The following is a 22638-nucleotide window of genomic DNA, read 5'->3' on the forward strand; positions in this document are numbered from 1 at the left end:
GAGTTATCCACACTTCATGAAACGTTAACAATCAATTTGTTATATTTGACCATGCCCCTTATCGACTACAGTTTCCTTCGCAATATCCTGCCCAAAGGGCGTTTCAAAAAACAGTTCCGGCACGCGCGCCGGTCGTATCTGCGTCGGGTACGGATTGCGGTTTCGCTCTTCTATTTCGGGATGGGATTCTGTTTTGCCAGTTGGGCGAGCCGTATTCCCGATATCAAACAGACCCTCGGTCTTTCAGAGGGCGAGCTGGGTACATTATTGTTCGCGCTTCCCATGGGGCAATTGGTGGCGATGCCTTTTTCGGGTAAGACCGTTACGCGCTATGGAAGTAAGGCCGTCGTTATGGCGGCCCTGTGTTTTTATGCGGTGGCCCTTTGCAGTATTGGCTTTGCCACCACCACTTGGCAGTTGGCACTAGCGCTTTTCTTCTTTGGATTAGGCGGAAATTTCAGCAATATTGCCGTGAATACTCAGGGTGTCTATGCCGAGGAATTGTATGGTAAGACCATTATGGGATCCTTTCACGGGTCGTGGAGTCTTGCCGGTTTCTGCGGCGCACTATTTGGCCTCCTGATGATGGGACTTGAGGTTGACCCGTTCGAGCATTTTCTCTATTCGGGTGCCATTGTGTTGTTCCTGATCCTATTCAATCATTCGTTTTTGGTACGTACCAAAAAGGCGAACCCGGCTGAATTAGAGGATGCCGAAGTCCGTTCCCGCTTTTCCTTCCCTCCTGCTCCGCTGCTGTGGCTGGGGTTAATCGGCTTCTGCTGTATGGCCAGCGAAGGGGTAATGTTTGATTGGAGCGGCGTCTATTTCCGAAAGATCGTAAAAGCACCCGGAGCCTTAGCTGCCTTGGGCTATACGTCTTTTATGGTCATGATGGCTACCGGTCGTTTTCTCAGTGATTTTGCCGTAGCCCGTTTTGGCCGGAAAGCCGTCTTGCAGGTCAGCGGCTGCGCCATTTCGATCGGATTGTTGAGCGCAGTGGCTTTTCCGTACCTGGTTCCGTGTGTGATTGCCTTTATGGTGGTCGGACTCGGGGTCGCGACGGTTGTACCATCGGTTTATAGCCTGGCCGGCAAAAATGGCAAGATCCCGCCCGGCGAGGCACTCACAGCCGTTTCGAGCGTCAGCTTCCTCGGATTTTTGTTAGGACCTCCTTTTATCGGGTATATCGCGGAAGCGTTTGGCCTGAAATGGTCGTTCGCCATTATTGGCACCTTCGGTTTCTTCATTACGCTGATGGTGTCGAAGTTGCCGATGTTCCGGGCGTCTCAGTCCTGATCGGATGCGTCGTCGTCAGCTTCGAAGAAGAGCGGCTCAATCATCCATTTTTCGGCCATTATCTCCACTTTTTCGGTAATCTCCGAGCAGTAAAACAGGCGTTGGGTGCGTTCGGCGCTGGCCGATAAACGCGCAATCGCTGCATCCTGTCGGTTTCGGAAGAGGACATCGGCATCGTCTACGGCAAAAACCCGCACCGTATTCAGGTTGAAGCCCGCGGTCGAGAAAAGGGCGCTCAGCTTGACCGGCGTACCAACAAGAATGTCGAGTCCGAGCGAAATAAGGTTTTTATCATAGTCGGTATCGCCTTTTTCATGTACGCCATATATCCGCAGCCCCATATACTGCCCCAGTTTTTCGAAAAGCGCTACGGTTTCGGTCACGGCATCGCGATCGGCTACAAACACCAAGGCACGCGTGCTTTCGCCTTCGGGTTTACCCAACTTTTGCAGGATATTCAATACCATCGTGGTGGTCTTACCCGTTCCCGGACCCGATTGCACCACAACATCCACGCCGCTTTTAATGGCTGTGAACGTGCCTGCCTGCAGGTCATTGGCGTCGGTGAATCCGGCTTCGATCAGGCCTTGTTGTAAGAGGGGGTTAATTTTCTTGAGCTGCATGATGGTGAGAGGTGAGGGGTGAGGAGTGAGGAGTGAGGAGTGGGGGTTAGGAGTCAAGGGTATTGGAGGCTAGATACATTTTGACCTGCTACTGGCTACTTGCTACTTGCTACTGAATTCACTTACTCGCAAACAACTTCACATCCGTTTCAGAAATCTCAGATCCTCCGAGGATGATGAGGCGTTCGACGACATTGCGAAGTTCACGGATGTTGCCCGTCCAGTCATATTCCTGTAACAACTGAATCGCTTCTTTAGAGAACGGCTTTCGGGCGCCGCCCTGTTCTTCTGCGATACGGTTCGAGAAGTGTTCGATGAGGGCGGGAATATCATCCCGACGTTCATTCAGCGCCGGCACCTTGATCAGGATAACCGCCAAACGGTGGTAGAGGTCTTCGCGGAAGTTGCCCTCAGCGATTTCTTTCTTCAGGTCTTTATTGGTCGCCGCCAGCACGCGAACGTTGACTTTAATATCTTTTTCGGCACCGACCCGCGTCACTACGTTTTCCTGCAGGGCGCGCAGCACTTTGGCCTGGGCGGGAAGGCTCATATCCCCTACCTCATCCAGGAAAAGCGTACCACCATCGGCTACTTCGAATTTACCTGCACGGTCTTTTACGGCCGAGGTGAAGGCACCTTTTACGTGGCCGAACAATTCACTTTCAATCAGTTCTGACGGAATAGCTGCGCAATTGACCTCCACGAAGGCCGCATTGGCCCGTTCGCTTTTATCGTGTAACTGACGGGCGACAAGTTCTTTACCGGTTCCGTTGGGGCCTGTTATTAATACGCGGGCATCGGTTGGCGCCACTTTATCGATCATCAGCCGAATATGAGACAAGGCGTCGCTTTCGCCAATCATGTCATAGGCACGGCTGACTTTTTTTCGCAGTATCTTATTCTCTACCACCAATTGTTTCTTGTCCAATGCGTTCCGCACCGTGTTCAACAGACGGTTCAAATCGGGTGGTTTCGAGATATAATCGAACGCCCCGAGGCGCATGGTATGGATGGCCGTTTCCATGTCGCCATGGCCGGAAATCATCACCATGGGAATCTCGGGCTTGATTTTCTTGACGGCTTCCAGTACCTCTACCCCATCCATTTTTGGCATTTTGATATCACAGAGGATCAGGTCGTAGTCCTGGTTTTTTACTTTTTCCATTCCGATGACGCCGTCTTCGGCTTCCTCTACAACATACGACGTGTTCTCTTCCGAGAGTATGCGGGTAAGCACGCGGCGGATGGCGGCTTCATCTTCGATAATCAGTATTCTGGACATGCGATGCAGTTCATGCGACGTGGCCGCCGCGGTCATGGGGCGAAGATACGGAATGGACGTTACATTCGCATTACACGCCGTTAGGTGGAATTTGGCTTTTTCGCGACCTTTGTGCCATGCGTAACATCAAACTCATTTGGGATTTCCGCGGGCCTGCTGCCGCGAAGACGGCCGAACATCACGATATACACCTGCGGGAATTTGTGGAAGCGGAACAGGTGACGCCCGGACTTACCGGCTGGGAAACGATACACGAATTCCACGCCATTGCTTATCTGGTCGTAGCGGAAAAAGACATGATGACCATTCGGGATCGGCTGCTTCCCCACCGCGGCGTCGTCTATGAAGGCTAGTTAATTCGCGACCTCGCTGATAAAACGAATGCGCATCATCCTGAGTTCCTCGATGTCATAATCGCCGTCGAACTCCTTCAGGGCCGTCTCGATACTGTCGGTTTCCGACTCCATAAAGTAATCCTGGATTTCCTCCTGCTGCTCGTCATCCAACATTTCATCAATCCAATACTTGATGTTGAGTTTGGTGCCGGAATAGACGATTTGCTCCATTTCCTTCAAGAGTTGGTCCATCGTCATGCCCTTGGCCGAGGCAATGTCGTCGAGTGGCAGTTTGCGGTCGATGCTTTGGATGATGTAGAGTTTATTGGTGGAATTGGCTCCGGTCGATTTCACGACGAGGTCATCCGGGCGGATAATGTCATTATCGTCGACGTATTTCGCGATCAAAGCGACAAATTCTTTGCCGTATTTCTTCGCCTTTCCTTCCCCTACTCCATGTACATTGCTGAGTTCCTCCAGCGTAACCGGGTATTTAAGCGACATATCTTCGAGTGACGGATCCTGGAAAACCACGAAAGGCGGAACACCTAATTTTTTCGCTACATTCTTCCGGAGGTCTTTCAACATGTTCATCAGCACCTCGTCTGCCGTTCCTGTTGCTTTCGAAGAGGTCACAATTGTATCGTCGTCGACCTCATCGTAATCATGGTCTTCCGACATCAGGAACGAAACCGGATGGTCGATGAAATTGAGTCCTTTCTCGGTCACCTTCAGAATGCCGTAGGTTTCGATGTCTTTGGAAAGCAGGCCTTCCACCAAAACCTGGCGGATGAGTGCCATCCAGTATTTTTCCTCCTGGTGGCTGCCGGCGCCGAAGAACGCCTGCGAGTCGGTACGATGGGCCTTGATGACCGCGTTGACCTTGCCGATCAGGGTAAAGATGACTTCTTTTGCTTTATATAGGTGTTTGGTGTCGCGTACGACCTTTAATAGGCGTACCACCTCGTCTTTTGCTTCCACCTTCGATTTCGGGTTCCGGACGTTGTCGTCCATATCGGCACCTTCGCCCGTTTCGGAATCGAATTCCTCACCGAAATAATGCAACAGGAATTTACGGCGTGACATCGAGGTTTCCGCGTAAGCGACCACTTCCTGCAAAAGGGCGAATCCGATTTCCTGTTCGGCGACCGGCTTACCCGACATGAATTTTTCCAGTTTCTCGACGTCTTTATACGCATAGTAGGCCATGCAGTGCCCTTCGCCTCCATCCCGTCCGGCGCGACCCGTTTCCTGGTAGTAACTTTCGAGCGATTTTGGGATGTCGTGGTGGATAACGAACCGCACATCGGGTTTGTCGATTCCCATACCGAAGGCGATGGTAGCGACAACGACGTCCACATCTTCCATAAGGAACATATCCTGGTGTTTGGCCCGCGTGCGCGCGTCGAGTCCGGCGTGATACGGTACCGCGCGGATACCGTTTACGGTCAACAGCTCGGCGATTGCCTCTACCTTCTTACGGCTGAGGCAGTAGATGATACCCGATTTTCCTTTGTTCTGTTTGATGAACCGGATGATATCGGTTTCGATGTTTTTGGTTTTCGGACGCACCTCATAAAAGAGGTTCGGTCGGTTGAACGACGCCTTGAACACAGCCGCATCGCCCATTTCGAGGTTTTTGAGGATGTCTTCCTGCACCTTTGGGGTGGCGGTGGCGGTCAACCCGATGATCGGAACCTGCCCGAGCTGCCGGATGATGTGCCGCAGGTTGCGGTATTCGGGACGGAAATCGTGTCCCCATTCCGAAATACAATGTGCTTCGTCGATTGCGACAAAGGAAATGGGGGTCGACTTAAGGAATTGTACGTACTCGTCTTTCGTCAGCGATTCGGGCGCTACGTAGAGTAATTTCGTCAGCCCGGCTGAGATGTCGTCTTTGACCTGGGCGATTTCCGTTTTGGTCAATGACGAGTTCAAGACGTGCGCGACTCCGGCCTCTGATGAGAGTCCACGTATCGCATCGACCTGGTTCTTCATCAACGCGATGAGCGGCGATACGACGATGGCCGTACCGTCCTGGATAAGGGCCGGAAGCTGGTAACAGAGCGACTTCCCGCCACCGGTTGGCATGATGACGAACGTGTTCTTTCCGCTGATAATGCTGCGTATGACCTGCTCTTGTAAGCCTTTGAACTGGCTGAAACCGAAATATTTCTTTAATTCCTTATGGATGTCTATTTCCGCTGGATCCATCCTCTTTTTATGGGTATATTATCGTAGTTTTGCAATTACTAAAGATACTATTAAATTTAGTTTTCGCAAACACAAGCTTTTTTCTTCGTTTTGAGCCAAAAAGATACTATACTGGCGTCGGCCAGGAAAACCATCCTCGCCGAAAGTGAGGCGATAAAAGGGCTTCACGACCGGCTGACCGACGACTTTGCCGAGGCCGTCACGCTCATCCTGAATGCGACCGGTCGCCTTGTGATTACCGGCATCGGGAAAAGCGCCATCATCGGGCAGAAAATCGTCGCTACCATGAATTCGACGGGTACGCCTTCGATGTTCCTGCATGCGTCCGAAGCCATACACGGCGATTTAGGGATGTTGCAACCCGGCGACGTGGTCATTTGCATCTCTAAAAGCGGCAACAGTCCGGAAATCAAAGTACTCGCCCCCATCATCAACCGTTTTGGCAATACCCTTATCGGGATGACGGGGAATGTTGATTCCTTCCTGGCAAAATCGTCCGACCTGATACTTGACACGACCGTGCCCTATGAGGCCGATCCGATCGACCTGGCACCCACGAACAGCACCACCGCACAATTGGTGATGGGCGATGCGTTGGCGATTGCCCTCATGGAACTGCGTGGTTTCAGCAGCGACAACTTTGCCAAATACCATCCGGGCGGTGCACTCGGTAAGAAACTCCTGCTGCGCGTAAGCGATATGCTGGAATCCAACCATAAACCCATGGTGGCACCTGAGACGCCCATCCGGCAGGCCATCTTTGAAATTTCCGAAAAACGCCTTGGCGTGACGGCAGTCATTGAAAACGGCCGTATTGTGGGGATTATCACCGATGGGGATATCAGAAGGATGCTCAACGACCGCGACTCAATCGCCGGCGTGACGGCACGCGATATCATGACCCGCAATCCGAAGACCATTCCGTCGTCGCACATGGTGACCGATGCCTTCCAGATGATGGAAAACTTCGCCATCACACAACTGGTGGTAGCCGACGAAGGTGAATACAAAGGCATCCTGCACCTGCATGACATCCTAAAAGAAGGCATCGTATAATGGCTAAGAAACAAAAAGGGGAAATGTCGTTTCTCGATCACCTCGAGGAACTGCGTTGGTTGTTGATACGCAGTACGGTTGCCATATTGATCCTGTCTTGCGTGGCCTGGTACTTCATCGACTTTATCTTCGATACGTTGTTGTTTGGCCCAGCCGATCCGAATTTCGTCACCTATCAGTTCTTCTGTAAAGTGGCCACTTTTTTTGGTGAAGGGGAAAATGCCTGTACGACCGAATTCCATTTTGCCATACAGAATACCGACGTCGGCGGCCAGTTTTCGCTGTTTATGTGGACGTGCATCACGGCGGGTTTCATCATGGCGGTACCCTATATTCTTTGGGAAGTATGGAAATTCATCAGTCCGGCGCTATATGAAAAAGAACGGCGGATGGCGGCTTCCTTCGTGATCGTCTCCTCACTGTTGTTTTTCGTGGGGGTGTTGTTCGGTTATTTCATTGTCATACCGCTCTCTGTCAACTTTTTCGGCACTTTCATTGCGAGCGATATGATCAAGAACGATTTCAATGTCGAATCGTATACGGCCATGATCAAGACCTCAGCCATCGGATCGGGTATTGTGTTTGAACTGCCGGTGATCATTTATTTCCTGACGCGGATCGGACTCGTGGGCCCGGCCTTCCTGCGCAAACACCGCCGGATTGCCATCGTATTAATCCTGATTCTGGCCGCCATCGTGACCCCACCGGAGATTTCAAGCCAGATTATCGTGTCATTACCTATCCTGGCCCTGTATGAAGCCAGCATCCTTATATCGGCCATCGTAGAACGAAACAAACTGAAGAATGAGCAACTTAGTCGATGATTTCAACGCCTATCGTTCCAAAATGAACGAGAAACTGCTTGCCGACAATAACAAAATCGTCAAGCGGATCTTTAACCTTGATACGAATGCGTATGCCGAGGGTGCGCTTGACGTAAAAACGAAAGAGCTTCTCGGGCTTGTCGCGTCGGCCGTGCTTCGCTGCGATGATTGCGTCAAGTACCACTTGGAAACCTCCTATAAAGAAGGTGTCACCCGCGAGGAAATGATGGAAGCCATGGGCATCGCCACACTGGTCGGCGGTACGATCGTCATTCCACACCTTCGACGCGCCTACGAATTCTGGGAAGCGTTGGAAGAAACCCAGCGCTAAACCGAACCGCCGCTGCCTATAGAATTTTGTTAAAATCACTTGTCACAGCAGCCCGAAACGTTTTCTTTGTACCCTCTCTGACCACTAACTACTGACTACCAACTACTAATCCTCCTTTCCATGATCCTAAGAGCCGAAAATCTCGTCAAGACCTACAAGAAACGAACGGTCGTAAAAGGCGTTTCCGTTGAAGTACGACAGGGCGAAATCGTGGGCCTTCTGGGACCGAATGGTGCGGGGAAGACGACCTCCTTTTACATGATCGTGGGATTGGTGAAACCGAATGCGGGACATATTTACCTTGACCAGACCGAGATTACCCAGTATCCGATGTATAAGCGGGCGCAAAATGGCATCGGTTATCTGGCACAGGAAGCATCGGTATTCCGGAAGCTGAGCATCGAAGATAACATCATGAGTGTGTTGCAATTGACGAAGCTCACAAAACAGCAACAGGAAGAAAAGATGGAGTCGTTGATCGACGAGTTTTCGCTGGGTCACATCCGCACTAACCGTGGCGACCTGTTGTCGGGCGGTGAACGGCGGCGGACGGAAATCGCGCGTGCGCTGGCAACCGACCCTAAATTCATCTTGCTGGATGAGCCGTTTGCAGGCGTTGACCCCGTGGCGGTGGAAGACATCCAACGGATTGTGGCGCAGTTGAAAAACAAGAATATCGGCATCCTTATCACTGACCATAATGTGCAGGAAACCCTTGCCATCACTGATAAAACCTATCTCATGTTCGAAGGCGGCATCTTAAAGGCCGGCATGCCGGAAGAATTGGTACAGGATGAGATGGTACGGAAAGTATACCTCGGACAGAATTTCGAGTTGCGGAAGAAAAAATTGAGTTTCGAGTAGGAACCCACGCATGCCCACGATGCCATGGATGTTTTCGATAACCAAACGAAAGTAACGGATGCCCTCGGGCAGCTTTTCCAACGATATGGCATCCCATCCGATGCCTATACCGCCTCTCATTTTACGATTCCCGTTGGGCGCATCGAGTTTCGGTTTCCCAATATTGCCGCGAGGGTAAAAGTCGCCCAGTTCCATGATTTACACCATATTTTGACCGGATATCCCACCACCTGGCTGGGTGAAGCGGAAATTGGCGCATGGGAATTGGCTACCGGATGCCGCGGCTATGTCATCGCGTGGTTTTTGAACGGAGGTGCGGCCTTCGTCGGACTGTTCCTCAATCCAAAAGCCGTCATCCGCGCGTTTCGGAGAGGATGGAAAACGCCCACGAACCTCTACCACGACTTCGTCTATGCCGACTTACTCGACCTTACCTTGGGTGAATTGCGTAAAAAAACAGGTATTTATTGAGCCAGGGAGGCGGCAACGAAAGCAATGAGAATCCGCACCACCGCGGCAAGACAAAAAGCCAGAATTCCCAAACGGTAGATCCACACCCCATGACGGCGGTCGGCTTCCTGATACAACGCCACCTTGCGTCCGTCAGGCAGTTTTTTCGTCAACTTCGCGAGCGAGAGTCCAATGAAAATGGCCGGAATGCCACCCAACAAAACGAAAAGATAGCCCAGCGCCACCAGAAGGTGTTGCCTTTTTGAGGGCTGTGCCAGTTCCGCCAGACGCTCCCGTTGTAGTTTTTCGATCACTGACGTGTCCATCAGATGCCCGCGTTCGGCGAGCAGTCGCTGTGCCAATGTGTAATCGATATCACTCCATTCGTCCTTTTTGCGCACAACGTCGAACAACTCGTCATCGGTGAAGTCGCGCAAATAATGATCCTCGGGAATCGCGCTGTCAGCGTTTGCTTGCTCCAGTAACTTTTGTGCGTGTTCGACTTCAGACGAAGGAACCCGCACTTGGTACTCATACACAGCCGTTTGATTGGCAAAGCTGGCATCAAACCGGGGTGTTGTATCGGTCAGGATAGCGGAAATACCTTTACTTTCCAACCACTCGGCAAGTTCACGCGCGGGTACCGGATCGATAAAGGTCGTAATGACCATATACTCTTCAGGTACGTCGTTGTTATCATTATTCATATCCGTAAACTTTTATCCATTCTCTCCTTTCGTGTCCTCTCTCCCCTCTCTTCTTTCCTCTTTCTTCCTGCTTCTTGCTCCTCACCCGCTCACTTCCCCAACAACCGCAGCTCCTTTTTCGTTCCGTTAAAGATATTCAGGTCGACGGTGCCGTTGATGCCGCTCACGCGGGCGCTCTCTGAAAACTGCCACATCAGCCAGTCGTCGTCAATCTCTTCCACAAAAAAGTTGTAGTTGGCGATCCAGAAGGGATAATCGGGAAAATCATCTGCCAGGAACGAATCATAATATTTCTCGCCCGTGTAGATGATGGGCTTCATGTGGTAATGGGCCTCTACTTTATCCAGCCAGCGTTTCAGTCCTTTTTTTAGGCTGTCAACCGATTGGCTGGCGGGCACTTTCTCGATGTCGAGTACCGGAGGAAGGTCGCCTTTCCGCAAGGTTACGGTACGGATGAAAAGATCGGCCTGTTTGATGGAATTCTCGTCCGGGCGGTAGTAGTGATAGGCGCCTTTTAGGAGTCCGGCTTTGGCCGCCCCTTTCCAGTTCCGTTTGAACGCCGCATCCGGACGGTCGCTGCCTGCGGTTGCGCGAATGAATACATATTCTATCGGAAACTGTCCGGCCACGTTTCGAACGCTGTCCCATACAATCCTGCCCTGGTATTCCGACACATCGATACCCGCAGCGCGCGGCGCATGCCGTTCGAGTACCTGGAATTCCCGGATACGCTGCAAACGCTTCTGTTCGGGCGTCTTGGCCTGTTTGTCATTGCGAAAGCTGAAGTAGTAGGCGATGGCGTTTCGATAATGGAACACACCTATTCCGAGCAGCAGTAAGAGGATGAGTACAGGCAGAAAGCGCCACGACCGCCTTTTCGACGGGGCACGACGAGACCGCCTGACCGACCGCCGTTTCATGCACCGCTAGCCTTATGATCGGATGCCAGTTTGTTTCGGGCGACCGATAACAGGATGTAAAAAAGGATGATCAGCGGCAGTGCGGTTACCTGTAGCAGCCACAAAAGAAGTACGCATACCGCGAGAAAGAAAAATTGCAAGGCGTAGGCCTTAACATCAAACTTCTTGATTTTGAGCGAGAACAACGGCAATTCGGCATTCATGATCCAGGTGCTGAAGAGCGTGATAGCCAGCAGGACATAGGGATTAAGCAACGCTTCGGTGACGACGATCGAGTCGGATGTATTGCGCACAATCGGCAGGCTCACGATGAAAAGGCAATTCGCAGGCGTCGGCAACCCGATGAAGGAGTCGGCCTGTCGCGTATCGATGTTGAATTTGGCAAGGCGGTAACAGGCACCCAGGGTGATGAGGAAGGCCGAGAAACAAAACCACAAATAGGGATTTTCAAGTGACACCGCCCCTTCACAATGCGGGTGCAGCGCCGCCGTCATCATATAAAACATGGTGAGCCCGGGCACGACGCCGCTGGTTACCATATCCGCAAGGGAATCGAGTTGCACGCCGAGCGGTCCGGAGACGCGAAAAAGGCGGGCAAAGAAACCGTCAAAAAAGTCGAAAAAAATGCCAAGGCCGACAAAGAACAAGGCCCAACCAAACTGGCGATCAAAGGCGAATACGAGTGCTATGCAGCCGCTTGCCAGGTTCAATAACGTCAGTAAATTGGGAATATAACGTCTGATATCCATTTCGGAGGTTTACGGGCAAATGTAGCACAATAACGCTATCGTTCCACCGTTTTGTATGTGTGATTTCGCCCGATACGGTGCGTCTTCCCTTTCGGAACCGCAAAAAAATGTACTTTTGTCGCGGCTCCGGGCCTTAAAAAAATTGCCTTGAAAAGAACCCTTATTGCGGCCTTCCTGACTGCCTCTGCGCTGGCGTCTGCCCAGACGGTGCGTAAGTATTCGAACGAGTTCATGAATATTGGAGTCGATGCCGCCGCATTGGGTATGTCGAACGCCGTTGTGGCAAGCACCTCCGATGTCAATGCAGGCTATTGGAACCCGGCCGGACTCGTGCACCTCGAAGACCACCAGGCCACTTTCATGCATGCCAGTTACTTTGCCAACATCGCGCAATACGATTATGCCGCCTATGCCCGGCCGATCGACGACCGCAGTGCCTGGGGCATCTCGCTGATCCGTTTTGGGGTGGATGACATCCTCAACACGACGGAACTGATTGACAGCGAAGGCAATATCGACTACAACCGCATCAGCCTCTTCTCTACCGCCGATTATGGCGTGACGTTTTCGTATGCCCGGAAACTGAAAGTACCCGGATGGCAATACGGCGTCAACGCCAAAGTGATACGGCGTATCATCGGGAAATTCGCTACTTCATGGGGATTCGGAGTGGATGTGGGTATCCAGTTTGAGCGCAACGACTGGAAGTTTGGCCTGATGCTCCGCGACATCACGACCACGTATAACATCTGGGCGATCGACGAAGAGGAATTCGCGAAGATAGCGGCGGCCATTCCCGACCAGAACCAAGAGCTGCCGGAAAGCACTGAAATTACACTTCCGAAGGCGCAAGTCGGATTGTCGCGTAAGTTCGAATTCCATAATGACATGTCGCTGCAACCCGCACTGAACCTCAACCTGCGGTTTGAGCAAACGAATGATATTTTCTCGACGTCCGCGGTCAGCATCGATCCGGCACTGGGCTTCGAGTTCGGGTATACCGATTTGGTGTTCGTACGGGCCGGTGTTGGGAACTTCCAGAACATCCAACAGATCGACGGCACTGATCGGGTGGGCTTCCAACCCAATGTGGGTGTGGGTTTCCGGTATCGCGGCATACAGGTGGATTATGCACTGACGGACCTTGGTGACCAGAGTGCGGCGCTTTATTCGAACATCTTCTCGGTTCGGGTGGATCTGGGCATATTCCGCCGATAGTCGTATCTTCGCATTGATGTCGCACCTTCGTTTCTTTTTACTCGTTTTCTTCGCGATGCTGTTGCCACTGGGCGCGGCACGGGCCGAAGCACTGTCATCTGACGCGCGCGTTTCCGTACTTACCTGTGACACCGGTGACCAGTTGTATTCGCTTTTTGGCCACACGGCCATTCGCGTGTTTGATCCCCGTTTGGGTATTGATACGGTGTATAATTTCGGGGCTTTCGATTTCAACACACCAAACTTCTATCTGAAATTCGTAAAAGGCGACCTGCAGTATTTCGTTACGACCGCCTCGTATGGAGAATTTCTCTATGAATATCAATACTTAGGACGTTCGGTCTACGAGCAGTTGCTGAACCTTACGCCCGCTCAAAAACAACAAATTTTCGACCGGCTTGAATCTATTTTAGGATCGAACGAACGCTATTATACCTACAAATTCATCGACCGGAACTGCACGACGATGGTGGCCGACATCGTCACCGACGCGTTGGGAAAGCCCTTGTCGCTTGATGTTGCGGGAAAAGGGGAAACCAATCGCCAGATACTATACGGCTACCTGCAACGACAGTTCTATGCGAATCTCGGCATCAGCATCATGTTTGGTGCCAAGACCGACCGCGAGATGTATAAAGTCTACCTTCCGTTGCAGTTTATGGAGAGTATATCCAAAACACAAAACGGAAAGCTACCGCTTACCAACGGCACGGCAAAGGTGTACGAAGCCCCAAAAACCGAAAGCGAACGCTCGTGGTGGGACAATGCCTACACCTATGCAGCGGTAATGTTGGTATTGGCGCTGGTGCGAAACCGCACGGTCATGTTGACCTGGTGGGCGGTGAGTGCCCTTTTGGGAACCTTCCTGGCCGTGGTAGGATTGTATTCTTTCCATGAGGAAGTCGCCTGGAACTACAACGCCTTCCTTTTTTCTCCCTTGTTTGGTGGTTTGGTCGTGTCGTTACTTTCCGCTGGAAAGAAGAACGTGCGGTTGTGGTGGTTTGCGGCGGCGGGATGCCAAGTCCTTTATCTGCTATACATGCTAAATAAGCCGCACCTGTTGCTTTTGATGCCGATTTTAGCCGTAAACGGGCTCTATCTTTTCAGGATTTACAAAAGCAATCTTCTACTGTCCCCTGTAAAATAATACCGTACTGAAGGTCTTGATGATAATGTTGAGATCAAGGAAGATGCTGCGGTGCTTGATGTAATACAAGTCGTACTGCAGTTTGATCAGGCTGTCGTCCATGGTTTGCCCATAAGGATATTTGACCTGTGCCCAACCCGTAATACCCGGTTTGATGACGTGCCTGGTTTCGTAGAAGGGCATCCGTCGTGATAACTCGTTGACAAATATCGGACGTTCCGGGCGCGGACCGATAAACGCCATGTCTCCTTTGAGGATGTTGATGAACTGTGGCATTTCATCGAGACGCGTCTTTCGTAGGAACTTCCCGAAGGGTGTCACACGTGCGTCGTTGGTGGCCGCGAAAACGGCTCCGTTATGTTCCGCATTCTGCACCATTGTTCGGAATTTATAGATACGAAAGGCTTTTCCGTTCTTGCCCACACGTTCCTGCACATAGAACAATTTACCCCGGTTTCCGAGTAGATTCCCTAAAAGAATTAACGGAAGCAGCACGCTCATGACGACCAGGCCCGCAAATGAAAATAGCATCTCCAGTGCCTTCACGATAATGAGATATAGCTTATTATTGTTGCTACGGCTGAACGGGAAGTAACGGTAAAAGTCAGTAGCGAAGTGCTCCATCGGAATGCGTTGCATCATCGATTCGTAGACCTGTGCGAAGTCACGGATGATGACGCCATTCTCGAGCAGGTAAACGAGTTGAGTGTAGAGAAACACCGTCATCCGCTTGGCTTTTTTCGAGTCGACCACGACTTCCGATATGCCGTTTTCGGTGACAAAAGAAGCAGCCTCCCCCACTCCGATTACCTGTACATCCGCTTTGACAGTTCCGTGATCGGATTCATCGGGATTGATGTATCCCACCACACGATAGTGTGGATCAGCGTCGGCAAGATAGGCAATCAACGAAGGAAGCAATTCACGGTCGCAAATCAAGACTACCTTTTTCTCAAATCGGTGCGACGCCAGAAAAGCCTGGTAGAAAAAGCGCCATACGAACAACCCAGCGAAAAGTCCGAGGAAGAAATAGACGATTTGGATACGGTTGAGCGGAAGGAAAGGCGTGAAAAACGGGGTCAACAGGTAAAAAATTCCCGTCGCGGTTGCCGTAAACAAGATACTTCGAATGACCTGTAGCTGGTTACTGGCTACCTGTAGGTTGTACATCTCGAATACCGTACCTAAGACATTGATGTAGAGCGCCAGTACTGTAAGTTCGTAATAGTCACCCCGTTGAAAGCTGAAGTAATCGAAGTCGACTAACTTATCGAGAAGAAATAAAGCCCCAAAAACAGAAGCCACATCGAAAGTCCGGAGGAGTATTTTCCTCTCGGAAATTTCAAAATGGATTTTGTTGCCGGACAACATCGTTCGGAAGGGGTTAGGAGCTGCAAGATACGTATTTTCGGCTTAACGAAAATCAGTTTTGAGCGGGTGATCGCATTCCAGGATACACCCGTTTCTTAATGATGGCAACGCCCGGCATGTCTACCTTCAACAGCGTCAACGAGTAAATAAAAGCGGGTGCAGCGGTGCGCATAGCCGAGTGATTGATGGTCAGGAACCAAAAGATCAACAGAGGGAACATCATGAAGTTCTCTTTGTTATCAAAGTGAAGAATAATAGGTGTAAAGATGAGGATAAGCAGCATGGCTATTCCTAAAGAACCATGTTCGGCCAAAAGACGCGTAATCTCATCGTGAGAAGCCGTATTGACACCCGACTCCTCTTCCCTCATATCGATTGTTTTTCCAGCCCCGACTCCAAAGACCGGGTTCTCAATGAAAGCAGTAATCTCCATTTGGGCAATCTCCTCCCGTCCGGTAAAACGACTTTCCTTAACCCTTCCGGCCGCATCCTGATTCGCATATCGCTTTCCGATTAAACCACCCGTTTGGAGCAATGAGTAGGTCCATACCGCTATCCCCACGAGGGCGAAAATACCTGCCGCCTGAGTGAGCCGTACCTTCGCTTTTCCCCTTATTCGTGTAAACAAAGTCAATAACAATATGGCAATCATGGCCAATGCCGTCAATATTCCACCTCGTGAGAACGTCGTAAGTCCCCGGAATGCTACAATGGTCGCAAGACCGACATTCAGGAGGATAAAGTGAAGGTTAGGTGAACGTAGCAACGCCCTTGAGACAAAAATAAACATCGCCAGTCCGAGAATTGTCGACACCTGGTTAGGACCGAAGCCACCGGACGTAGCAGACGTAGATGCCGTTCCCGTAATCACATCCCGTACCGTTGGGGTATAGAGAATGACATATACGGTAAGGGAGATGGCCGGCAATGCCATCATAAGCAAGCACGAATACAGATGCTCGAGTGTTATTCGACGTTGGTAGGTATACAACGAACAGAAACCGAGACAAAGAGGGCCGGAAATCACGAAGGAAATGATTTTTCTGTTCTCGATCGAACTGCCCAACACGGAATTTCCAATTATTACGCCCGGCACCATCAGCAGAAGGAAAACCCAATACGGCACCGCATTCTTTGAGAAGCCATTAAAGTAAATACCGTAAGCGATGACGAGTGCCACTGCATACTTCCCGTACTCGTATACCGGAACGCCGTGAGACGCACGCAGAAAAACCTCAGCGCCCGTAATGTAAGCTGCTACCACCAATGCTTCGTGTCCGCGATTCTGCCTTTTCGCAATATAAACCATGCCCCCCACTAGAATCACCAAACTATACGCGAGTGACAGCGTGGAAGAAGCGAATCCCAACACCCCAATGACGACGTGCAATGCGATAAGTCCGATGTAGGTCGAGAAGTTATTCATTCCGTTTATGCTCCAAAAGACGAAAGTACGAGGAAATAACGGCCTCTTCAGAAAATTCCCCAGCTACTTTTTTCTGTAACTGTTCGCCGAGCGCCGCGCGCAGCTGCCCGTCTTCCGATAAACGCAGCAATTCATCGGCAAAACAGGCTGTATCACCCACCGCGACCAACAGTCCATTATGCTGGTGTTGGATAATATGTGGAATTTCACCCACCGGAGTAGTGATCACAGCTTTACCCATGAGCCCATACTCGAGTAGTGCAACCGGCAGCCCTTCTGAGCGGGAAGACAGCACAGCAATATCGGCCTGTGACAGTATAGCCAAACTATCAAAACTGGCGGTATAGAAGTACACCCTGCCTTTAAGCCGGCTATCATCGGCGACCACGTGTTTCACATTGTCAGAATAAGGATCGTGAAAATCCTTACCGACCAAATGCAGCGACCACTCTGGTTTTTGGCTGAAAAAAATACCAGCCGCTTCCAATAGTGACAGATGGTCTTTCTGTTCGCGGAAGTTAGCCAGACAAACGATCCGCTTGCCTTCGGCTCCGGCAAGAAACGTGGGCGTATCCAGAGTGGTGGCCGTCGCCGGGAAATTAGGGAGATAGGTGACGTTCTGATATCCCAATGATCGAAGCCAGTCGACCAGTCGATGGTTCACGGCAATTGCCTTCCATGTGAAAGGAAGGCACAACCGAATGAGGGTTGACGGCCGTTTTTCCAGAAACTCACTGTCGCCATAATGATCATGCCATACAATACGGACGGAAGGCAAAGTACATTTCAGTAAGGTGGCAAAAAACAAAGACGTAGAATGCGCATGTATAAGAGTGATTTTTTCTGCTACCACCCATTTCCGCAGTTTAAACAATGCGGGAATATCGAGTGCCCTTTTCTTTCCCAACACAAGAAACCGAACACCCGGATCCAGGAGCGCCGCCATCGGACCCGTACGCCGGGTAGCCACCACCGCGGCATAACCCGTTCGCCGAATTAGGGCGTTGGCATAGCTCACCGCCATTCGTTCGGCCCCGCCCGTGTCAAGGGTATCGATCAACTGTAGGATTCTCATACGAGCAGTCGTTGGATTTCGGTTCGAAAACGGTCTGTTGTGTAAACTTGCGACCATTCGGATGCAGCCCCAGCCTTTTCTGCGTACGCCACGGGCGATTGTATCAACGTATCGATCTGGGCAACATCGGCGGCCAAATCACCAGTGAGCATAATGCCACGGCGCCCGTGATCCATCATCTGCGGCACACACGAAACGGGAAGGGCTGCCGGTACACACTTCCAGAACATCGCTTCTGCAACGGCCTTGGGCCAGCCTTCGCTCACAGATGGCAATATCAGGAAGTGGCCCGTTTGGTAGGCTTTCTTCATCTCCGCTGCCGGGACATTTCCCGCTATCGAGGCCCATTGACCAAGGTTTCTCTCGCGAATGCAGTGCTCTAAACCCGGACGAAGCGGCCCATCTCCGAAAAAAGTCAGCGAAACCTGATGTCCACGTTGCGCCAATTGCTGCACCAGGTTGAGCGCATACATCGGGTTTTTACCCGGTACTAACATACCGGAAAACAAAAAACGAAGAGTACCTGACAAAGGGCGCACCGGCAGGTCTACTTTTTCGTTTTCCGCATATGTAGCCGTGAAAAACGAGCGGATGTTGGCAGTATCATCGGGCCAGTCGCCGTAGACCAATACCGTCATTCTCCGCGTCCAAAACGTATTTTTCAGGATGGCCTGCTGCCATCGGTACGAAGACGGTTGGCGGGAGGAGGGATCCCAATTACCCGCGTATTTTGCTGTTTTGGGTTTTGAAGGAAAAAACACCTGCGCTAAACAGCCCAATAGCCCCATATTTCCGGGACAACGAAGGTGGATGTGATCGGCTTTTCGTATGGCACGAAGGATACGCCACCCGATAAGGGGCAACATCACAAACGAAAAAAGCGTATTTCGCCACGAAAGAAAGTTGAACGCGGGAACCGGAACTACCGTGACGTTGGGGTGTTGGTACGGTATATCAATGGCATCCGGCGACCTGGCAACAAGGGGGGCTACAATAACGATCTTGTCTACAAATTCGCCCCATATGTTCATCTCGCGCACGTAGGGTCCGTAGGCGAAGAACCGTCCTTTTTCTTCTACATGCGGAACATGTGTCACGATCAGGAACGTCATGGGGCTAACGAGTGGAATTCAGAAAAGAGTTCGTTTTCAGAACGCAGTCGGGCGTCTTTTCGAAACGTAAACGCATATCCTTTAGGCATCGATATCGTACGGCGGTTCACGGTCTCCGGACGGCGGTCAAGGTATTTGAGCCAACCAAAAACGAACCGGGAAACCAACAGAAAACCACTTCTGACAATGCGACGGCGTGAGATATTCACCAGGAAATTGGACGCTGCCAACGCCACAACGGACGCGTTCCCTTCTGTGACATAGGCCTTTTCTACGGCGCAAAGACGGAAAAGGCTCCGCATGCCGGTGTAGGTGAAACGAAAGAAATCGTAAGGTTCGGCATGATACGGAAAATTATGCGGCGCTTCAATCTGCAGCAATCCTCCTCTTCGGGTAACGCGTTGCAATTCTGCCGAGAACTGCCACGGATTTACAGTATGTTCGATTACCTGCGCCGCCAATACCAGATCGAACACCTCATCTTCGAATGGAATCCGGTGTCCGTCAAATACATAGTCGGGGCGAAACGCCGCATGGACGTCCGACGTCACCACCTGGCATCCGGGAAAGGTCTCCCGGTAAAAATCGGCTTTCTCGCCTGTCCCCACGACCAATACGACACCACCCTGGGGCAATTTTGCATTGAGCTCGCGATAGCGGCGTGTAAGGGAAGTATCATCGGCTAAGGAAGGTAGCAATTTGCGGCGGATGTAATTCCGATAATTCCCGGTATTTAGGTGTTCGGCATCCTGAGTAGTAACGGAACCCTCCCGTATGTCATCTGCGGAAAAAAGAGAGTCTGCGCCAAACAATATAGGTACTCCATTGTAAACGGGCAGTTCGGAACCGTCCTCAAACCGGATGATGTCTACGGAGCGGAACGCTTCGCGCGACTGCGTATCAGGATGTACGGGTTTCGGAGTACGTAGTTCCATTTATCGTTTTTGTAATCGCATGGTGATATGCATACATCGGAACAGCGCTGCATCAGACACTGATGACCGTTCCCAATCCTGTTGATGCCATCGGGTGCCGAGTTTGTGCACCAACGCATTTGAAAACGGCAGCAAATTCAGGAGGGCCAACCATTTTGACTTCCCGAGCAAGCCGCGTCTTTCCTGTACCAAAAAGGCGGTTTCGTAAGCGCGTACTGTCTTTTTATTGAAGGGCCATTCCCAGTCAGCATCCGACTGAAACGGACGGTATAAAGTACGCAACAACTTTACCGGCCAACTCGTTTGCATAGGGTCATAGCTTATGATCTCGCCCCCGGGTGCCAGTCGTTTTTGCAGATGGGCGATAATCAGTTCGGTGTTTTCAAAATGATGCAGTACACCGTAGGCATAAATGATGTCAAAACCGTCTTCGGTAAAATCCGGCGACAGAAAATCAATGGCTTCCACCCGGGCGTTAGGTAGGTCGGCCAAACGGAGCCTCAATTTTTCAATGGCTACATCGCTGAGATCGATACCGAGGTAACTCTTTGCACGCTCCGCCATGTATTTTGAAAGATAGTTCCCCGCGAAGCAGCCCAAATCAAGTACCTTTTTATCGGATAAATCGCCCAGCCACTGTGTATGGAGTTCGTAGACCTGTGAGCTGATGCCCGTGTTTTTTCGTATCCGCTGTAAAAGTCCGTTTCGAACCGAAGCCCAGCAGCGGGTCAAAAAGTTCTGTCGGACCTCATTATAGAAGTCTCTTTGTCTTTTGTTGGTTTCGAGGATGTCGGCTGCGCTTTTCATAAAGAGGGTTTTCGCCACACCAAGCCGAAGAACGCTGTCAGACGTCCGAGTGCTTCCGTAAAAGCCTGTTTTTTTTCGGTGCCGGTAAAGGTATTGCTAAATCTTATGAATGTCAAAAGCAGCGTCACCAAATTCCACTTAACGCGCGCATCAAAAGACGGCCTTGGATTTGCCACACGCCACACATACCATCCGTTCCGAACAACCATCTTTCCAAAAGCAAACTGATTCGGGCGCCCCGACGGTTCGTGATAATGGGCCAATCGCGCTGCCGTATTGCAGTAGAGCGCACCCGTTTGAGCCACCCTGATACTGAAATCAGCGTCTTCGTAGAGTCCGTATCCCTCGAAATACGTCGAGAATTGATGCGTGGTTACCGTTTCTTTGCGAAACGACGATACGCCTCCCATAAGCAATTGCGTGGGATAGGTTTTACCGCTCGGTGGCAGGAAGCCGATACTCCGCGCATGCCCGAACGCCGGCATAAACCCGGGCGGACAGTCGGTATCGAGTCCAAAACGCCTCCGCAGGCGAAAACGACTGCTTTCTTCCTGCACCCAACCATCGTAGAAAAACTCGTGGGACGAGGCAGCATAGTCGGTTCCTACGTATCGAAAACGCGATTCATTGGCAATGTATCCTCCTACGCCCACCGCATCCGGATAAGCTTCATAGGTTCCGATCAGTTGCTCGAAATAATCGCTTTCGAGAACCGTATCGTCATCTAAAAAACAAACAATTTCGGCCCTTTCATGCACCCGTTGGATACCGTAATTACGCTGTCGGGTGAGACCCCGCTCAGCCGGAGGAACCGAAAAATACCGCACCAAAGGCATCGGATGGCGTTCGAGCATTTCGCGGGTGCGATCGTCCGGCGAGCCGTCTACCACCAGGACTTCCAGCGGCGGAAGGGTTTGTTGATCTACCGAAGCCAGAAGTTTTGAAAGGGCTTCGGGCCGTTTATACGTGCAGATAATGAGCGTAAAGTTCTTCATCGATCGGATCGTAAGATTTCAAAGGGTACACTTCCCATTCGAGCGGCATATCGGCTAAAAGCACTGTTATACATATCGCGCCCCAACAGCAGGAAGATGCGTTCGGACGAAGCCAGAAAATGGAAATCCTGTAGGGTTTTAACGAACGCTTCGGTGGCGCTTCCTGAGTGGGAAACACCTGTATGGGCGGGCGTTCCGGATGTAATCCGAACGTTTGGCAGCGTTTGGCAATACGTCAGAAACGATGTGCTGTCGGAAAATACGTAGACAGGCTTGTCAGATGTGGCCTGCACGCGTTCGATCAGCGTCCGAACTTCTTCTATCAACTGTTTTTTCGCCTCTTCGGATAACACGCGCTGCGTTGTATCGGCGAAGTCACCCAACAAAGATGTAAACCGGGCATGGCACGAAACGTAAGCCGGGGGCGTAGCGGGCAATTGCCCCGCCATAAAAGGCGTCATGGAAAACAACGTGTGAAAATGAGACCTCCAACGCTCGTGAAGCTGTTCGGGATTGAGATCGGGCCGAAGGACGGGCAAGGCATCTATATTGTAGAAATAGTAAAAGCGACGTATGCGACGGTTCTTGAGGGGTTTGCGGATATCAGCTTGAAAGTCATCCATATGGTACACAATGCGGGAGTAAAACGGATGATAGCCTTCGTCGTCGGGACGCCAGTCATAAGTACCCGGTTCAAAAAAGTCCGTCAGGGCTACCGGCGACGTATACACAATCCGAAAATCAAGTTGTTCCTGAAGGGCAAGTTCGTAACACGAAAGGATGCCTTTGAGCCTGTCAATCCAACCGCCGTGTGGCACGACTCCATTACAGCAGAACACCAGCACGCGACCTTCCGGTTTCGTAAACCGGGGCTTCTTCATAAGATGCGTCCATATTCGCA

The 22638-nt window shown here is 51.1% G+C and carries 23 protein-coding genes; 9 read left to right on the plus strand and 14 right to left on the minus strand.

Annotated elements, in window-relative coordinates; genetic code table 11:
- The first annotated feature begins 51 nt into the window (after positions 1-51).
- Positions 52-1296 carry an MFS transporter gene (locus tag MKO97_RS14500; RefSeq protein ID WP_241105541.1) on the plus strand — a complete coding sequence of 415 codons (1245 nt, stop codon included), beginning with the start codon at positions 52-54 and terminating at the stop codon, positions 1294-1296.
- Here MKO97_RS14500 and MKO97_RS14505 read toward each other — a convergent pair.
- Together MKO97_RS14505 and MKO97_RS14510 are read right to left on the minus strand one after the other, a co-directional pair.
- Positions 1287-1919, minus strand: a complete 633-nt coding sequence (locus MKO97_RS14505) for a DEAD/DEAH box helicase (RefSeq protein WP_241103922.1) — start codon at positions 1917-1919, stop codon at positions 1287-1289. The two genes, MKO97_RS14500 and MKO97_RS14505, sit on opposite strands and share 10 nt — an antisense overlap.
- Before the next feature lie 118 nt (positions 1920-2037).
- Positions 2038-3201: a sigma-54 dependent transcriptional regulator gene (locus tag MKO97_RS14510; protein WP_241103923.1), complete on the minus strand. Its 1164-nt coding sequence runs from the start codon at positions 3199-3201 to the stop codon at positions 2038-2040.
- A 116-nt stretch (positions 3202-3317) separates the two neighbouring features.
- On the opposite strand from MKO97_RS14510, the gene MKO97_RS14515 reads away from it, so the two are divergent.
- A complete protein-coding gene (locus MKO97_RS14515) occupies positions 3318-3554 on the plus strand; it encodes a hypothetical protein (RefSeq protein ID WP_241103924.1) in 237 nt (78 codons plus the stop codon).
- On the opposite strand, the gene MKO97_RS14520 is transcribed toward MKO97_RS14515, so the two are convergent.
- Complete coding sequence (locus MKO97_RS14520) at positions 3555-5750, minus strand: ATP-dependent DNA helicase RecQ (protein ID WP_241103925.1); 2196 nt, start codon at positions 5748-5750, stop codon at positions 3555-3557.
- A 90-nt stretch (positions 5751-5840) separates the two neighbouring features.
- On the opposite strand from MKO97_RS14520, the gene MKO97_RS14525 reads away from it, so the two are divergent.
- From MKO97_RS14525 to MKO97_RS14545, 5 genes are all read left to right on the plus strand, one after another.
- On the plus strand, positions 5841-6806 hold the full coding sequence (locus MKO97_RS14525; protein ID WP_241103926.1) for an SIS domain-containing protein: 966 nt from the start codon (positions 5841-5843) through the stop codon (positions 6804-6806).
- A complete protein-coding gene (gene tatC, locus MKO97_RS14530) occupies positions 6806-7630 on the plus strand; it encodes a twin-arginine translocase subunit TatC (protein ID WP_241103927.1) in 825 nt (274 codons plus the stop codon). Before MKO97_RS14525 ends, tatC begins: the two co-directional genes overlap by 1 nt.
- Positions 7611-7961 (plus strand): carboxymuconolactone decarboxylase family protein, encoded by a 351-nt coding sequence (locus tag MKO97_RS14535; protein ID WP_241103928.1) that lies wholly within the window; start codon positions 7611-7613, stop codon positions 7959-7961. The genes tatC and MKO97_RS14535 overlap by 20 nt, the downstream gene beginning before the upstream one ends.
- 120 nt (positions 7962-8081) lie before the next feature.
- Positions 8082-8825 carry an LPS export ABC transporter ATP-binding protein gene (gene lptB / locus MKO97_RS14540; RefSeq protein ID WP_241103929.1) on the plus strand — a complete coding sequence of 248 codons (744 nt, stop codon included), beginning with the start codon at positions 8082-8084 and terminating at the stop codon, positions 8823-8825.
- 24 nt (positions 8826-8849) lie between these two features.
- Positions 8850-9296, plus strand: a complete 447-nt coding sequence (locus MKO97_RS14545; protein ID WP_241103930.1) for a ubiquinone biosynthesis protein COQ4 — start codon at positions 8850-8852, stop codon at positions 9294-9296.
- Here the strand turns inward: MKO97_RS14545 and MKO97_RS14550 are convergent.
- The 3 genes from MKO97_RS14550 to MKO97_RS14560 all read right to left on the minus strand — a co-directional run bounded on the left by MKO97_RS14550 (position 9290) and on the right by MKO97_RS14560 (position 11651).
- Positions 9290-9982 (minus strand): hypothetical protein, encoded by a 693-nt coding sequence (locus tag MKO97_RS14550; RefSeq protein ID WP_241103931.1) that lies wholly within the window; start codon positions 9980-9982, stop codon positions 9290-9292. The two genes, MKO97_RS14545 and MKO97_RS14550, sit on opposite strands and share 7 nt — an antisense overlap.
- Positions 9983-10071: 89 nt before the next feature.
- Positions 10072-10902 carry a glycoside hydrolase family 25 protein gene (locus MKO97_RS14555; protein WP_241103932.1) on the minus strand — a complete coding sequence of 277 codons (831 nt, stop codon included), beginning with the start codon at positions 10900-10902 and terminating at the stop codon, positions 10072-10074.
- On the minus strand, positions 10899-11651 hold the full coding sequence (locus MKO97_RS14560) for a phosphatidylcholine/phosphatidylserine synthase (RefSeq protein ID WP_241103933.1): 753 nt from the start codon (positions 11649-11651) through the stop codon (positions 10899-10901). The genes MKO97_RS14555 and MKO97_RS14560 overlap by 4 nt, the downstream gene beginning before the upstream one ends.
- A 231-nt stretch (positions 11652-11882) precedes the next feature.
- On the opposite strand from MKO97_RS14560, the gene MKO97_RS14565 reads away from it, so the two are divergent.
- Both MKO97_RS14565 and MKO97_RS14570 read left to right on the plus strand, forming a co-directional pair.
- Positions 11883-12869, plus strand: coding sequence for a PorV/PorQ family protein (locus tag MKO97_RS14565; RefSeq protein ID WP_241105542.1), 987 nt, complete (start codon positions 11883-11885; stop codon positions 12867-12869).
- Between the two features lie 16 nt (positions 12870-12885).
- Entirely contained in the window at positions 12886-14016 is a 1131-nt protein-coding gene (locus tag MKO97_RS14570) for a DUF4105 domain-containing protein (protein WP_241103934.1), read from the plus strand.
- Here the strand turns inward: MKO97_RS14570 and MKO97_RS14575 are convergent.
- From MKO97_RS14575 to MKO97_RS14610, 8 genes are all read right to left on the minus strand, one after another.
- Complete coding sequence (locus tag MKO97_RS14575; RefSeq protein WP_371820405.1) at positions 13996-15321, minus strand: exopolysaccharide biosynthesis polyprenyl glycosylphosphotransferase; 1326 nt, start codon at positions 15319-15321, stop codon at positions 13996-13998. The genes MKO97_RS14570 and MKO97_RS14575 overlap by 21 nt on opposite strands.
- Positions 15322-15439: 118 nt before the next feature.
- Complete coding sequence (locus MKO97_RS14580; RefSeq protein WP_241103936.1) at positions 15440-16813, minus strand: O-antigen ligase; 1374 nt, start codon at positions 16811-16813, stop codon at positions 15440-15442.
- Entirely contained in the window at positions 16806-17888 is a 1083-nt protein-coding gene (locus MKO97_RS14585; protein ID WP_241103937.1) for a glycosyltransferase family 4 protein, read from the minus strand. Before MKO97_RS14585 ends, MKO97_RS14580 begins: the two co-directional genes overlap by 8 nt.
- A complete protein-coding gene (locus tag MKO97_RS14590; RefSeq protein WP_241103938.1) occupies positions 17885-19000 on the minus strand; it encodes a glycosyltransferase family 4 protein in 1116 nt (371 codons plus the stop codon). The genes MKO97_RS14585 and MKO97_RS14590 overlap by 4 nt, the downstream gene beginning before the upstream one ends.
- Positions 18997-19935, minus strand: coding sequence for a methyltransferase domain-containing protein (locus MKO97_RS14595; RefSeq protein WP_241103939.1), 939 nt, complete (start codon positions 19933-19935; stop codon positions 18997-18999). Before MKO97_RS14595 ends, MKO97_RS14590 begins: the two co-directional genes overlap by 4 nt.
- Entirely contained in the window at positions 19936-20742 is an 807-nt protein-coding gene (locus tag MKO97_RS14600) for a bifunctional 2-polyprenyl-6-hydroxyphenol methylase/3-demethylubiquinol 3-O-methyltransferase UbiG (RefSeq protein WP_241103940.1), read from the minus strand.
- On the minus strand, positions 20739-21737 hold the full coding sequence (locus tag MKO97_RS14605; protein WP_241103941.1) for a glycosyltransferase family 2 protein: 999 nt from the start codon (positions 21735-21737) through the stop codon (positions 20739-20741). The genes MKO97_RS14600 and MKO97_RS14605 overlap by 4 nt, the downstream gene beginning before the upstream one ends.
- Entirely contained in the window at positions 21734-22618 is an 885-nt protein-coding gene (locus MKO97_RS14610) for a hypothetical protein (protein WP_241103942.1), read from the minus strand. The genes MKO97_RS14605 and MKO97_RS14610 overlap by 4 nt, the downstream gene beginning before the upstream one ends.
- Positions 22619-22638 lie beyond the last annotated feature (20 nt).

Origin of the sequence: Flavobacterium sp. HJ-32-4 (genome assembly GCF_022532105.1) — a bacterium.
Lineage (GTDB): Bacteria > Bacteroidota > Bacteroidia > Flavobacteriales > Flavobacteriaceae > Flavobacterium.

What these genes read in the sequence shown, in the direction of transcription:
- MKO97_RS14500 (WP_241105541.1), top strand. Translation starts at nt 52, where the DNA reads ATGCCCCTTATCGACTACAGTTTCCTTCGCAATATCCTGCCCAAAGGG.
- MKO97_RS14505 (WP_241103922.1), bottom strand. Translation starts at nt 1,919, where the DNA reads ATGCAGCTCAAGAAAATTAACCCCCTCTTACAACAAGGCCTGATCGAA.
- MKO97_RS14510 (WP_241103923.1), bottom strand. Translation starts at nt 3,201, where the DNA reads ATGTCCAGAATACTGATTATCGAAGATGAAGCCGCCATCCGCCGCGTG.
- MKO97_RS14515 (WP_241103924.1), top strand. Translation starts at nt 3,318, where the DNA reads ATGCGTAACATCAAACTCATTTGGGATTTCCGCGGGCCTGCTGCCGCG.
- MKO97_RS14520 (WP_241103925.1), bottom strand. Translation starts at nt 5,750, where the DNA reads ATGGATCCAGCGGAAATAGACATCCATAAGGAATTAAAGAAATATTTC.
- tatC (WP_241103927.1), top strand. Translation starts at nt 6,806, where the DNA reads ATGGCTAAGAAACAAAAAGGGGAAATGTCGTTTCTCGATCACCTCGAG.
- MKO97_RS14535 (WP_241103928.1), top strand. Translation starts at nt 7,611, where the DNA reads ATGAGCAACTTAGTCGATGATTTCAACGCCTATCGTTCCAAAATGAAC.
- lptB (WP_241103929.1), top strand. Translation starts at nt 8,082, where the DNA reads ATGATCCTAAGAGCCGAAAATCTCGTCAAGACCTACAAGAAACGAACG.
- MKO97_RS14545 (WP_241103930.1), top strand. Translation starts at nt 8,850, where the DNA reads ATGGATGTTTTCGATAACCAAACGAAAGTAACGGATGCCCTCGGGCAG.
- MKO97_RS14550 (WP_241103931.1), bottom strand. Translation starts at nt 9,982, where the DNA reads ATGAATAATGATAACAACGACGTACCTGAAGAGTATATGGTCATTACG.
- MKO97_RS14555 (WP_241103932.1), bottom strand. Translation starts at nt 10,902, where the DNA reads ATGAAACGGCGGTCGGTCAGGCGGTCTCGTCGTGCCCCGTCGAAAAGG.
- MKO97_RS14560 (WP_241103933.1), bottom strand. Translation starts at nt 11,651, where the DNA reads ATGGATATCAGACGTTATATTCCCAATTTACTGACGTTATTGAACCTG.
- MKO97_RS14565 (WP_241105542.1), top strand. Translation starts at nt 11,883, where the DNA reads ATGAATATTGGAGTCGATGCCGCCGCATTGGGTATGTCGAACGCCGTT.
- MKO97_RS14570 (WP_241103934.1), top strand. Translation starts at nt 12,886, where the DNA reads ATGTCGCACCTTCGTTTCTTTTTACTCGTTTTCTTCGCGATGCTGTTG.
- MKO97_RS14580 (WP_241103936.1), bottom strand. Translation starts at nt 16,813, where the DNA reads ATGAATAACTTCTCGACCTACATCGGACTTATCGCATTGCACGTCGTC.
- MKO97_RS14585 (WP_241103937.1), bottom strand. Translation starts at nt 17,888, where the DNA reads ATGAGAATCCTACAGTTGATCGATACCCTTGACACGGGCGGGGCCGAA.
- MKO97_RS14590 (WP_241103938.1), bottom strand. Translation starts at nt 19,000, where the DNA reads ATGACGTTCCTGATCGTGACACATGTTCCGCATGTAGAAGAAAAAGGA.
- MKO97_RS14595 (WP_241103939.1), bottom strand. Translation starts at nt 19,935, where the DNA reads ATGGAACTACGTACTCCGAAACCCGTACATCCTGATACGCAGTCGCGC.
- MKO97_RS14600 (WP_241103940.1), bottom strand. Translation starts at nt 20,742, where the DNA reads ATGAAAAGCGCAGCCGACATCCTCGAAACCAACAAAAGACAAAGAGAC.
- MKO97_RS14605 (WP_241103941.1), bottom strand. Translation starts at nt 21,737, where the DNA reads ATGAAGAACTTTACGCTCATTATCTGCACGTATAAACGGCCCGAAGCC.
- MKO97_RS14610 (WP_241103942.1), bottom strand. Translation starts at nt 22,618, where the DNA reads ATGAAGAAGCCCCGGTTTACGAAACCGGAAGGTCGCGTGCTGGTGTTC.